The 14,057-nt window shown below is 30.3% G+C and carries 9 protein-coding genes; 5 read left to right on the forward strand and 4 right to left on the reverse strand.

Features of this window, described 5'->3' with window-relative positions:
* The coding region (locus tag ACR0QS_RS05010) for a DNA-methyltransferase (protein ID WP_432632348.1) at window positions 1-1,186 on the forward strand (1,186 nt) is incomplete at its 5' end.
* Complete coding sequence (locus ACR0QS_RS05015) at window positions 1,183-1,866, forward strand: hypothetical protein (protein WP_432632349.1); 684 nt, start codon at window positions 1,183-1,185, stop codon at window positions 1,864-1,866. The genes ACR0QS_RS05010 and ACR0QS_RS05015, both read left to right, overlap by 4 nt.
* A gap of 599 nt (window positions 1,867-2,465) precedes the next feature.
* On the opposite strand, the gene dnaX is transcribed toward ACR0QS_RS05015, so the two are convergent.
* Window positions 2,466-4,046, reverse strand: a complete 1,581-nt coding sequence (gene dnaX / locus ACR0QS_RS05020) for a DNA polymerase III subunit gamma/tau (protein ID WP_432632350.1) — start codon at window positions 4,044-4,046, stop codon at window positions 2,466-2,468.
* A 30-nt stretch (window positions 4,047-4,076) separates the two neighbouring features.
* On the reverse strand, window positions 4,077-7,490 hold the full coding sequence (locus tag ACR0QS_RS05025; protein ID WP_432632351.1) for a type ISP restriction/modification enzyme: 3,414 nt from the start codon (window positions 7,488-7,490) through the stop codon (window positions 4,077-4,079).
* Between the two features lie 167 nt (window positions 7,491-7,657).
* Between ACR0QS_RS05025 and ACR0QS_RS05030 the strand changes: the two genes are divergently transcribed.
* The 3 genes from ACR0QS_RS05030 to ACR0QS_RS05040 are packed head-to-tail and all read left to right on the forward strand — an operon-like array spanning window position 7,658 to window position 12,034.
* A complete protein-coding gene (locus tag ACR0QS_RS05030; RefSeq protein ID WP_432632352.1) occupies window positions 7,658-10,312 on the forward strand; it encodes a valine--tRNA ligase in 2,655 nt (884 codons plus the stop codon).
* Window positions 10,313-10,353: 41 nt separating this feature from the next.
* A complete protein-coding gene (locus ACR0QS_RS05035; RefSeq protein ID WP_432632353.1) occupies window positions 10,354-11,781 on the forward strand; it encodes a DNA methyltransferase in 1,428 nt (475 codons plus the stop codon).
* A gap of 37 nt (window positions 11,782-11,818) precedes the next feature.
* Window positions 11,819-12,034, forward strand: a complete 216-nt coding sequence (locus tag ACR0QS_RS05040; protein ID WP_432632354.1) for a hypothetical protein — start codon at window positions 11,819-11,821, stop codon at window positions 12,032-12,034.
* A gap of 110 nt (window positions 12,035-12,144) precedes the next feature.
* Here ACR0QS_RS05040 and ACR0QS_RS05045 read toward each other — a convergent pair whose 3' ends face one another.
* Together ACR0QS_RS05045 and ACR0QS_RS05050 are read right to left on the reverse strand one after the other, a co-directional pair.
* Window positions 12,145-12,981: a hypothetical protein gene (locus tag ACR0QS_RS05045; protein WP_432632355.1), complete on the reverse strand. Its 837-nt coding sequence runs from the start codon at window positions 12,979-12,981 to the stop codon at window positions 12,145-12,147.
* A 135-nt stretch (window positions 12,982-13,116) separates the two neighbouring features.
* Complete coding sequence (locus ACR0QS_RS05050) at window positions 13,117-13,956, reverse strand: hypothetical protein (RefSeq protein ID WP_432632356.1); 840 nt, start codon at window positions 13,954-13,956, stop codon at window positions 13,117-13,119.
* Window positions 13,957-14,057 lie beyond the last annotated feature (101 nt).

Below are 14,057 nucleotides of genomic sequence, written 5' to 3' on the forward strand. Positions count from 1 at the left end.
ACATTATTTGGATATTATCATTGATAAAAGCGATAATTATTTGAAAGAAATATTTTCTGATAAAGAATACGAAATTTTTTTAAAAAAGATTGAATTTATATATAAAATTGATGATATTAACGATATAGTAAAAAACTTTTCAACAGTTTATTTTAATTATATTAAAGAATTGTATCAAAAAGAACATAAAATTGATAATCCAAATATAGATAATTTTATTAATAAAAAAGGCTCTCTAAAATTAATATGGGGAGACTGCTACGATGCTTTGAAAAATATGAAAAGCGAATCTATAGATTTGATGGTAACTTCTCCTCCTTATTATAATGCAAGAAAATATTCTCAATGGAAGAATATAAACGAATATATGCAGGATATGGAAAAAATTTTAATAGAATGCTATAGAGTTCTGGATAATCATAGAGTATTTGTATTTAATGTGGGCGACATATTTGACAACGACAATTTATATACTAAATCGACTTGGGGAAAAAGACGATTGCCTTTGGGAGCGTATTTTATAAATCTTTTTGAAAAAATAGGATTTACATTTGTTGACGATATAATATGGGATAAGGGAGAAGTTCAAAGTGAAAGAAATAAAAATGGAGACAACCCATATCCTATGTATCAGTATCCTATAAATTGCTACGAGCATATTTTAATATTTCATAAACATAGATTAGATATGCATAGATATCCATGTCCAATATGCGGGACTTTAAATGTAAACGGAAATTCTTATACGGAAAAAGGACTTAAAAGTTGGGAATGCAAAAATAAAGACTGTTTTGTAAGAAGCAAGTCGAACAGAGGAAAAAGATTTAGCGCCAAAACATATATGACGCAATCGCATAAAAATAAAGATATATCGACTATAGATAAAGATTTTATATATTCTTGGCGTAGAGATATAAAAAAAATTAACCCCGTTATTAAAATTAATTCAAAAGGCGAAAATACTCTTGGGCATACAGCTCCGTTTCCAAAAGATATACCCGAATTTGCAATAAAAATGTTTAGTTATGTCGGAGATAAAGTATTAGACCCTTTTTCTGGAATAGGAACTTCTATAAAAACGGCGCATGAATTAAATAGAATAGGAATAGGAATTGAAAAAGATTTATCTATAAAACCTTATGTTATTAATTTTTTAAATAATAAATTATCAGAGTTGGAATTATGAACAATATAAATAATCAACAGGAAGAAGAGAAGAAAAAACAAGTTATAGGATTGTATGGCGAAATGCAACTTGCTATGATTTTGCACAATAAAGGCTGGCAAGTTCACAGGTCGTATATAGACGAAGGAATAGATTTTGTTATAACGAAATATTATTGTATTAAATGCAATAAATTCGTTAATCAATATATAAGATACGAAGAATATAATAAAAAGAAATGCAAATGCGTTACCAATTTATGCGAAAAATGTAAAGGAAATAATACTTTAAGAATTATTACAAAATATTTGCAAGTTAAAACTTCCGAAGGCATAAAAAGAGATAATAAAGATAACGATATAAGAAATTTTAGCTTCCATCCAAAAATAAGATATATGATGGGCAAAGAAGTTTATTATGTATGGATAGCAATATTTGTAAACGATAATTTTAATCTAAATAAAAATATTGAAAATCAAAATATAAATATTCATGATGCTATACATTATTATATTTTTAATACGGGAGATGTCGTATTATTTGACGATATAAATTTACCAACTTATCAAATAACCGATAATCAAAAAACTGAATTACCCATTGATAAATACGGGCATATATTAAAAAAGGGACGAAATTACGATTATAGTTGTTTTGATAAATTTCATAATAATTTTGACATATTGGAAAGCGTAAATTAAACGAGTAATCCAAATTTAATAAAATTTTATTTCACTCTCACTTTCCTCAATACTTATTTTATCTATTCAGTATTTGCCCAATATAAAGCGGTATTACTATTATTACCTTTATAGCGTTATCTTATTTTTTATTAAATAGTAATAATAGCTATTCCAATTTCTATAGAACAAATTTTATGCATTCAAATTCATAACCATAATCTATTAATGTCTCAAAAAATCAAATTTAATAGGAGATACAAATACAATAAAATATAACCCTATTACAATTATACTTAATAATATGATTAATACTGATTTTACCCGTTTTTCTTTCCGTAATAATTTAGATATTGTTACGGTTATTATAGCTATTAATATGATTGGAATTATTATCCAAGCCATTATTGCTCCTAGCAATACATCAATCAAAAATCTAATCGGCGGAAGTTGAGCGACAGCAAATAATGAAGACGATAATATTAAAAATGCAGAAATTATCAATCCAATTCTTAAAGCAAAATTTCTTTTCATTATTAAAACCAATTCAAAATAGAAATAAATTTTATATATTTATTATATAATATTTTTTAGTTTAATTTAAAGCCTTATTTATTAAACTATTCCAAACTATCCGAATCGACTTGAGTAGCCTGCAATCTGCTTTTTAATTTATCTATCATATCGCCTTCAACCGCTTTTTGAAATTGAATCGCCACATCTTTATTTTTTGTAAATTTTGGTATTGCGCTTGCGATTAAATCTGGAATTCTTTTATCAGCTTGAGTCATTTCGTATATATGTTCGGGAAGAGCGACAATTAAAGTTGCTCCTCTACTTTCAATCGGATTTCCTTGAGAGAGCAAAGAATAAATAGCTGCGCTTTCGGTTTCTATATAAGAAAGTATTTTATTGTAAAATATTCTTCTTTTATCGGTTGGATTTAAAGGAACATCGAGATTAGATTTATTTTCGATTTTGTTATTAATATTTAAATTATTTAAATTATTAAAATTATTTTTTTCTTCTTCAAAATTAATATCGCTTTCATTATTAATTGAAACATTTGAAGCGGATATTATATCAATCGGACGAATTAAATTATCGGTATTCAAAAGCGCCATTGCCCGCATTTCAAATATAATTCTCGGATTTGCGGCGTTTCTTATCCTCTCTTCTATTGAAAGTATATAATCCAAGATTCTTTCAATTTCTTCATCACTATAATTATTTGCAAAAACTTTCAAATCATCTCTTTCGTTTTCCGTTATTTCAAGAAGTTTTATATCGTCAATTTTGCTTTTAATCATAAGAACGATTCGCATATATTCTATTAAATTATTTATAAAAGTTCTAATATCGACTGTTTCCTCGAATAATTTTTTTATAAACAGAAAATAATTTTTTTTATCGCCCGACATCATAACATCGAAAAATTCTTTAACGAAACTAAAATTATTTCCTCCGACAACTGCCACCACATCGGCTGCGCTTATAAATTTTTTGTCGGTAGTATATGCAATCATTTTTTCCAAAATAGTTTCGCTGTCTCTAACCGAACCCCGAGCCTGTTTTGAAATTAAAAATATCGCTTCGTCTTCGTAGGCTATATTTTCTTTACTCAATATTACTTTAAGAATTTTTTCCAAATCTTCAATATTCAAAGATTTAAAAGTATATTGCTGGCATCTGCTTCTTATAGTTGGCAAAACTCTTTCCGCTTCGGTTGTCGCGAGTATAAAAACTACATGAGGAGGAGGCTCTTCCAAAGTTTTTAATAAAGCGTTAAAAGCTTCGTTAGTTATTTGATGAACTTCGTCTATAATATATATTTTATATTTTCCCGAAACTGGAGATATTCTCACATTTTCGATTATCGTTCTTATATTTTCTATTCCCCTGTTGCTTGCGCCGTCTATTTCTATAACATCGAGAGGCGTTCCGTTTTCTATTTGGACGCAGGAAGGACATTCTCCGCAGGGTTTATCGGTTGGACCGTTTACGCAATTTAAAGCCTTCGCTATAATTCTTGCAAGAGATGTTTTTCCAACTCCATGCGGACCAGAAAATAAATAAGCATGCGCTATCTTTTTTTGAGCTATGCTTTTTGAGATTGTTTTTGTTATATGTTCCTGTCCTATAACCTCTTCAAAAGTTTGAGGGCGATATTTTCTAGCTATTACTTTATAATTTTTTTCCATAATGTTATTATATCAAAATACTTTTATTTGTCAAAAAATTCCACCCTCATCCAAACTTTCCAACTCTTCAAAAATCTCCACAACCTCAACGCTAATCTGAATAACTCTCGGAATTAAATCGAACAAATATTCTCTAATCTTTTTATAATCGTAATTCGTAAAATCGTTTTCTATTAAAGTTTTATGATGCGTTTCTTTATCGGGATTCAATTTTTTAGGTTTATAATAATCTATAATCCAATCGAGCGCGCTTCTCGTCCCGATTTTATAATCAAAAGCCTTTTTCGGAATATTTGAAATTCTATTTTTTGAATCGAATATTATAATTCCTTTATCTTTTTTTATTTGTAAAAAATCGAAGAATCTATTTTTATTAGGATTTTCTATTCCGCTCGGCATATAATCCAAATCTTTTTCAATTTTCAAATTAATTTCGTCATTGCAAACTTTTTTCACATTGTCATTGCGAGCCATTTCTGTATCGTCATTGCGAGCCATTTCTGTATCGTCATTGCGAGCCTCGATAGAGGCGTGGCAATCCACTTTATTTAGATTACTTCGGCTATCGCCTCGTAATGACGAAGTAATTATTTCATTGTGGCAATCCGTATTATCAAATTCCGTTTGCAATTTTATCAATCTTTTTCCAAGTTCTACAAATCTATCAAAAACATTTTTAGAATAAAACGGAATTCTCGGATAATCGGTTTTCAAATTCTCTTCGTATTTTTTCTGATATTTCGGAGACGACAAAACCGCATGACAATATGCAAAAATATTTTCATGCGTTGCGCTCTCTTTGTATTTCTTCTTAAATTCTTTCAAAGCATAATCGGTAATATTTATTTTCTTTTCTCCGTTTTCGTAAATATATAAAGGAGCGTTTATACTTGAAAGTGTAGCATGCAAATCTGATAATTTATTTGTAGCTAAAATATCAAATTTATAGCTATCTTTAGTTGTAAAAGTTAAACAAATATTTTCTGAATTTTCATTTGGAAATAAAAATTTATTAAATGAAAGTCTATCGCAAAGTTGATTATTAAAATACAAATATTGATATGCAAACGGACGATATAAACATTTCACTATTGATTTTTTATTGAATTTTATATCTTTATTCGATATTAATTGATTTTTTAAATGTTCGCTCCATTTTATAGAATAATCCAAATTATCGTTCATATCTTCATCGTTTAGTTTTTTATCCGCCCATTTTTTTCTTTCGTTATCATAAACTTTCAAAAAATATTTTATCTTTTTTGTGAGCTGTTCTTTATCAAAATCATAAGCCCAATCGTCTCTATTTGTCGAAACGCCCAAAGTGAATAATTTAAAAATCGCTTTCTGTTCGATTGCTTTTCCGACTTTTTGATTCTTTACATTTTTATCAATCAAAGCTATATGCTCGTAAAAATCGTTATCCGTTTGATTAAGCCACTGCCCGTTTTTATCGGGAATTATATCCTCAAAATTGAATTCGGTTATTTTTTTCGGTTTGCCGTTATGCTGAAGCGCCATTAATTTTTTATCGCCGCTCAAATAGTCGCCGATATTATAATATTTTATATCCGCTTTTTTCTTATATAAAGGATTTTCATTTTGCAATTGCACACAAGTGGCTTCCCGCAGGGACGCAGAAGCGGAAGCCACCTTGTTATTATTCTTGGCATCTCTTGAACCTTGATAACAAGGGGTTTTAACCCCTTGTGCATTAACCCTTTGTGCATTATTACCTTTTTTAATCAAAAACATTATCGCCACGCCCGTTTGAATATTAAAAACATTTCCGCCTTCGATTTTATTTCGCTTTCTCGCGTTGCCTTTCAAATCGACAATATAAATATAATCGAATTCTTTTTGAACGCTCTTTCTAAATCCGTCATCCTGCCTCGAATCCAAATAGGCGTTGTTCGTTATAAAAGCTATTATTCCGTCATCCTCGCTCTTTATTCTGTCGGTTGCCCATCTGATAAATCTTTTATACATGTCGTATTGTTTAGTTTTCTGCGCTTTGCTTTCGTTTATATAAGTTTCTTTTATTCGTTTATCCAAATCGACATAAACTTTATTTTTATTATTATCGTTTTCGCTTTTCTGATTCGCGTTATAAGGCGGATTTCCGATTATCAAATTTATTTTCTTTTTATATTGTCTAACCGCTCTCTCGACATTTTCTTTATTGAATTCTTCCATTCCAAAAAAAGAGGTTTTTTCCGATTTTATTTGAAATTCCAAAGTGTCCAAAAAGCACATATTCTCAAATATTTCGTAGTTATTCGTTCTCTCAAAATAGGCGTTTTCAATATTTAGATTTGAAATATAATATGGCATTATATCGATTTCGTTTGAAAATAATTCGTTTTTATATTTTTCTTTCAAATTATTTTTATTTATTCTATTAATAATTTCTGCCATAAATATTCCCGTTCCCGAGCAAGGGTCCAGAATATTTACATCTTTACTCGATAATTTTTTGTCAAAATGTCTATATAAAAGTTCCTCTGAAGCGTCAACCATAAATTTAACTATTTCAATCGGAGTATATTCTATTCCCTGAACATCCGCTTTTTTGGAATTGAGCGCTTTATAAAAGTCGGAGTAAAAAGTTTTTAAAATATCCTGTTTGTCTTTTTTATCCATATTTGCAATATAAGAATTTAAAACCTGCATATAAGATTCTATTTTTTGGCTAATCTCCGCGCTCTTTTGATTAATATTCTCCAAAATATCTTCTATTGATTTTGATATAATATTATTTCTATGGAAATTCTGATTGTGAAAAAGCATAACGAAAATATCTCTCGTGAGCATATGCTGAATTATCATTTCAATTGCAATCTCTTCGGTTATATTATTGTCTATACTTCTTTTGCACATTTTTTTAAAATCTTTCAAATTTTTTTCAAATTCTTTATTTATCCGTTTCTCTTTTGCAAAAAATCCTCTCAAATCTTCGGCAAGTTCTGGAAGTATTCTTTTCAAATTATCGAAAGCGTCTTGAAATTTCTTATATTCGCCTATTTTAAAATTTACAAAATTAGTCAAAACTTTATCGAGCTTATCTCCGTCCGACATTTTTATTTTAATTATTCTTTTTCCGTTCTGATATAAAACGAGTTCTTTAGAATTTTCAAAAATAGTATTATTCAAATTATAATTTTTATCGATTTTATTTTTAATCTCTTTTTCCAAATCGTCTTTTTCGTCTTTGTTTTCCACCCATCCCAAATCCATATTTCCTTTTTTAAGTCTGCCGTCATAATATATATTTTTATCTCCAACATGTTCTATAGGTTCTCTTTCGATTTTTATATTTAACGGATTGGTATAATTTTTTAAGAGTTCGTAGAAAAATTCTCTTATATTCTGTTCGTTATTCATTCCGCTTTTTTTAGCGTCTTCGATTTTATTATAATATTCTTCTATTTGATGCGTAGACATAATAATATCCTTTTTAACATAATTTATATTCTATCAAAACGAAATCTATTTGTCAATTTAATAAATAATAATTGAAAAATATCGTTATATATTATAAAATACATAAAAATTATTTTTGTTTTAATATTTAAAATGATTTTAAAATCTATTTTAAAACGGGGGAATAAATGAAACATACTTTAGGCGGAAGTTATAATCCTAAAAATATTGAAGAAAAATTATACTGCTTTTGGAAAGAGAGCGGATTTTTTCATGCCGAAATTGATAAAAATAAAGAACCTTATTCTATAATTATTCCTCCTCCGAATGTCACGGGCGTTTTGCATATGGGACATGGATTAAACAATACTTTGCAGGATATATTGATTCGATTTCATAGAATGTCGGGAAAATGCGTTTTATGGATGCCTGGAACGGACCATGCGGGAATTGCCACACAAAATGTAGTGGAAAGAAGATTAAAAAAAGAAGGCAAAAATAAATATGATTTGGGAAGAGAGGATTTCGTCCAATTAACTTGGGAAGTTGCAAACGAACATCATTCAATAATAATTAAACAACTTGAAAAAATAGGTTGTTCATGCGACTGGGAAAGAGAAAGATTTACGCTTGACGAAGGATTGAGTAACGCGGTTAGAGAAGTTTTTGTCGAACTTTATAATCAAGGCTTAATATACAGAGGAAAATATTTGATAAATTATTGTCCGAGTTGCGGAACGGCGCTTGCAAACGATGAAGTTGACCATGAAGAAATTTCTGGAGCTTTGTATCATGTCAAATATAAAATAGAAGGAAAAGAAGAATATATCGAAGTCGCCACAACTCGCCCCGAAACTATACTTGCCGATGTTGCGATTGCGGTTCATCCCGAAGACGAAAGATATTCTAATCTGGACGAAAATACGATTTTAATACTTCCAATAGTCGGCAGAAAATTAAAACTAATAAAAGACGCTTATGTCGATAAAGATTTTGGAACGGGCGCTTTGAAAATAACTCCCGCTCATGACCCGAACGACTTTGCGATAGCGCAGAGGCATAATTTGGAAATAATAAATATATTAAACCCCGATGGCACATTTAACGAAAATACTCCGAAAAATTATCAAGGAAAAACCGTAAAAGAAGCGAGAGATTTTATAATAAAAGAATTGGAAAGTTTGGGCGCTTTTTTAGGAAAAGAAAATATAAAGCATCAAGTTGGACATTGTTATAGATGCCATAATCCTGTAGAGCCTTATTACAGCGACCAGTGGTTTGTAAAAATGAAACCTTTAGCCGAAGAAGCTTACAGAGTTGTTAATAACGGACAAATAAAAATTTATCCCGAAAGATGGATTAACACTTATAACCATTGGATGAACGATATAAGAGACTGGTGCATAAGCAGGCAGTTATGGTGGGGACATAGAATTCCCGTTTGGTATTGCGGCGACTGCGGAGAGATGATTGTATCGAAAACGGATATTAAAGAATGTCCTAAATGCCATAGTAAAAATATTAAACAGGACGAAGATGTTTTGGATACTTGGTTTTCTTCTTGGTTATGGGCTTTTTCCACTTTCGGATGGCCAGAAGATAACGAAGATTTAAAATATTTTTATCCGACTTCCACTTTGGTTACGGGATACGATATATTATTTTTCTGGGTTGCAAGAATGATAATGGCGGGAACTCATTTTATGAAAGATATTCCTTTTAAAGATATTTATCTTAACGGTTTGATTAGAGATAAAATCGGAAGGAAGATGTCGAAAAGTCTTGGAAACGGAATCGACCCGATTGAAATAATTGACGAACATGGAGCTGACGCTTTTAGATTTACTTTGTCTTTTATAACTTCTTTGGGCGGACAGGATATTTGGCTCGATAAAGAACTTTTCAAAATGGGCGGAAAATTTGCAAATAAAATATATAACAGCGCAAAATATATATTTGGAAATATCGAAGACGGAGAGACGATAAAAAATATTGACGAATTCAAACTTGAAAATAAAGACAAATGGATTTTATCGAGACTTCAAAAAGCGATTGAATCAACAGATAAAAAATTAAAAGAATATAGATTTGACGAAGCCTCTCAAACGGTTTATAAATTCTATTGGAACGAATTTTGCGACTGGTATATTGAAATAAGCAAATTCGATTTGAAAGATAATTCAAAAAGAGAAAAAACTTTATCATTGCTTTTGTATATTTTGGAAGAATCTATGGCAATGATTCATCCTTTCATGCCTTTCTTAACCGAAGAGATTTATTTTAATTTGCCAAAAAGAAATATCGAATCAAAATCTATAATGATAAGAGAATATCCGAAAGCGAAAAGCGAATATATATTCGAAGATATAGAAAAAGAATTCGATTTGATAAAAGATATAGTTTCGGCAATAAGAAATTCACGCTCTCTATTCAATTTGCCTCCGAATAAAAAACTCGAAGTGATATTAAGATATACAAACGATTATTTCAAAACGGTAAGCGAAAATTATAAAGATATAATCGCTTATCTTTCTTTGACGCAGTCGCTTGATATAGTTTCGGCAAAAGAACATGAAAGGAATAAAGGAAGTTTCGTTAAAGTATTCGAAGGCGGAGAGATTAATGTTAATTTGGTTGGAATAATAGATTTTGAAGCGGAAAAAAGGCGGCTTGAAAAAGAAGCGTCAACTTATAAAAAAGATTTGGAAGCGGTTAATAAAAAACTTTCAAACGAAAATTTTATTAATAAGGCAAAACAAGAAGCGATTGAAACTGAAAAACGAAAGCAAAAAGAATTTGAAGATAAATTAAAAGGCATAAACGAAGTGTTATCTTCTTTTTGATTTAATGATTTTAATAAAAATATATATTGGATGTAAAAATAATGACATACGCGGTTAAACAAGATTTATTAAATAATATTGAAATTGATTATAATACAAAAGAACAACATATATTTTTTTCAAATGAAAATATAAAGCTTTATAACGCTTCCTGCCTCGATAAAAATATTTTAAATAAAGAAAGCGTAGATTTAATAATAACTTCGCCTCCGTATAATGTGGGAATAAATTATAATTCAAATGAAGATTCAAACGAATACGATGAATATTTAAAATTTAGTAAAGAATGGATGAGTAATTGTTATATTTGGGCAAAAGATACGGCGAGATTTTGTTTAAATATTCCGCTTGATAAAAATAAAGGAGGACAGCAAAGCGTAGGAGCAGATTTAATATCAATAGCAAAAGATATAGGATGGAAATATCATAGTTCTATCGTTTGGAACGAAGGCAATATTTCTCGAAGGACGGCTTGGGGAAGTTGGTTAAGCGCGTCAGCTCCTTATGTTATCGCTCCCGTTGAGCTTATAGTGGTTTTATATAAAAACGAATGGAAAAAGAAAATAAAAGGAGAAAGCGATATTATAAAAGAAGAATTTATGGCTTGGACGAACGGATTATGGAGTTTCAACGGAGAATCAAAAAAACGAATAGGACATCCCGCTCCTTTTCCAAGAGAACTTCCAAAACGATGCATTAAACTTTTTTCATTTGTCGGCGATACTATATGCGACCCGTTTAGCGGAAGCGGAACTACTATGATAGAGGCTTATTTAAATAATAGAAATTTTATTGGAATAGAATTGGATAAAGAATATTGCAGTCTTTCCAAAGATAGATTTTATCAAACGATAGAAAAAGAGAACGGAGGAATTTTAATGGGCAAATACAGTCAAATAGATTTGATTATGGAATTTTTTAAGAAAAATCCAAATAGAGATATACCGCATCCTGAAGTCGTAGATTGGGTAGTGAAAGAATGGGAAAAAAGAACGGGCGAAGTTTTTAGAGACCCCGACAGAGGAATTAGAAAATTGCATGAAAAAGGCTATTTGAAAAATATTTCTAAAGGAGTTTATAGATACGACCCCGATTTTGTTGCCTTAAGAGACGATTTGGAAGATTTTACTCCTCAACTTAAAAAACAAATTTTAGAACGGGACAATTATAAATGCGTAATTTGCGGAATGGGCAAAAAAGAAGGAGTTGATTTGCATGTCGACCATATAAAACCAAAATCTTTAGGAGGAAAAGCAACTTTAGAAAACGGACAGACGCTTTGCTCAAAACATAATTTTTTGAAAAAGAATTTAAAACAAACCGAAACGGGCAAGAAAATGTTTATACAAATGCTGGAAATTGCAAAAAAATCCAACGAAAAAGATTTAATTAAATTTTTGGAAGAAGTTTTGAGCGTTTATGAAAAATATAATATTAACGGGCATATCGTTTGGAAAAAAGATAAATAATTTTTTATAATCAAATTAATAACAAAAGGAGAATAAAATGGACAGCGATGGAGTTTATAGAAGAGTAAATATTGATAAAGTTGTCGGACAGATATTAAAAAATAATCCTAATTTAACCGAAAACGAATCTCGGGAAGTTGCTTTAATTATGATAAAAGAACTTAATAAAAAACTTTCTTCTGCGGTTGCCGATTTTGAAAGAGGCGAAGGCGATTTTATGTCTTGTTATTTTGAAGCGATAGAAAAACTTTAAAAAATTATATAATTACACAAATAGAACTGTATCGACCAAATGAATTAATATAAATAAAAAGGGAGCGCTTATCTCTAAACTCTCCCTATAAACCTTAATTTTAAGAAATTTTATTTATCATCGCTATGGATATATAGAATATAAGGCTGCGCGCCGCCTATTACTTCCGAAACTATTCTCTGCCCCTTATCGTTTCGTCCAAATGTAACAGTAGTATATTGTCCGCATCCTGCTCCGCAATAATAACTCCAAGTATTATCTCCCAAATATGAGTCTGGAGCTAAAACATCCGTTGCGTCACTCATACGATTTGCCGTCACCGTTAATTCTGCCGAAAGATGATATTGACCAGAACCTTGGACCCATTCATATGTTCCCCACCATGATTCAGGTATATAAGTTCCATCTTTACTAATTTCTTCTTCGGCTTTTTTATCGGTTAAAGAGTATGTAATATCCGCTCCGTAATTGCTAAACTTTATTCTTAAATAACCGTCCTCTGTAAAAGTAACCGTTGCAGTATTTCTGTTATTGCTTTTATATCGAGTCGCTTCCAAATTATAAACCGCTCCTGTTCCGTTCGCGTTATCATAAAATTTGCCTTCGTCTTCCACAACCACGCCGTTCTCGTCTTTAGTTACAACTCTTACATAAGGTTTTGAATTTTCATCGACTCTTACATCTGCATAAAAATACATTTTCTTTGTCGTATCGTATATGGAATAATAAGCGCCAGATTTAAACGATAAATCTTTAAATTGGATTAAACCTTGATTTGTATCAATGGTTAATTTATTATCCGTATTATCTTCAGGAAATTCGGGTGGAGGCGTTGGTCCCGCTTCCGTCACAGCCATGTTTTCAACATCGGTAGGACTAGAACAAGCTACCGAAACTATAACCGTTATAATAGCAAGCGCTATTAAGCATAATATTTGTTTTTTCATAATCATATTTTTACTCCTTGATTTTAGATTATAAATATATTATAGTAAATTTTATATTGATTGTCAAGTCTTTAATTAAAAAAATCAAAAAGACACCGCTTAAAAAACGATGCCTTTTATATTTTAAAATTGATTCTATTCTACCTTAGAAAAACTCCAAGATGATATATCCCAAATATTATTGCGATAATAATAAAACGAACCCGTAGCGCTTGACGAATTATTAAATGTAATAGTTCCAACCTTTCTTTCTCCTCCCTGCATAGCATACATTTTTACCGCATAAGGATAATCAAAATCATTGTCAATTTTTCCAGTATAACTATAATGATAATTATGGTTATTGCCTAAAGGACAATTAAGAGTTATATTGCCCTTACTATCAATTTCAATAACATGATTTCCGCTTTTCCAAGTTCCTTCAAGTTCGGATTTAGAATCTATTATTTCCGTTGTTAATGAATAAGTAATATCCAATCCATAATTGCTAAATCTTATTACTAAATAGCCGTCTTCGGTAAAAGTAACTTCCGCCGTGATTCTGTTATTGCTTTGGTATCGAATTCCTTCCAAATTATAAACCGCTCCTTTTCCGTTCGCATAATCGTAAAATTTACCTTCGTCCTCTATAATCTCTCCATCTTCGCTCTTAGTTATCGCGCTTACATAAGGTTTTGAGTCGCTATCTACTTTTACATCGGCATAATAATATATCTTTCTCGTATAGTTGCCGTTCATATAATAAGCCCCAGACCTAAATGATAAACCGTTGAATTGAATTAACCCTTGATTTGTATCAATAGTTAATTTTCCGATTGGATTATTGGAAGGGAATTCTGGCGCAGGCGTTTGTCCCGCTTCCGTCACAGACATATAATTTCCAGTATCGGTAGGTTTTTTCTTACAAGCTACCGAAACCATAACCGTTATAATAGCGAGCGCTATTAACCATAAGATTTGTTTTTTAGTAATCATAATTTACTCCTTAAAAAATTTAATTACAAATATATTATAGTAAATTTTATATTGATTGTCAAGTCTTTAATTAAAAAAATTTTTAAAAAATAAAAAAAAAT

Origin of the sequence: Brachyspira sp. (genome assembly GCF_050873525.1) — a bacterium.
In the GTDB taxonomy this organism is placed as follows: domain Bacteria; phylum Spirochaetota; class Brachyspiria; order Brachyspirales; family Brachyspiraceae; genus Brachyspira.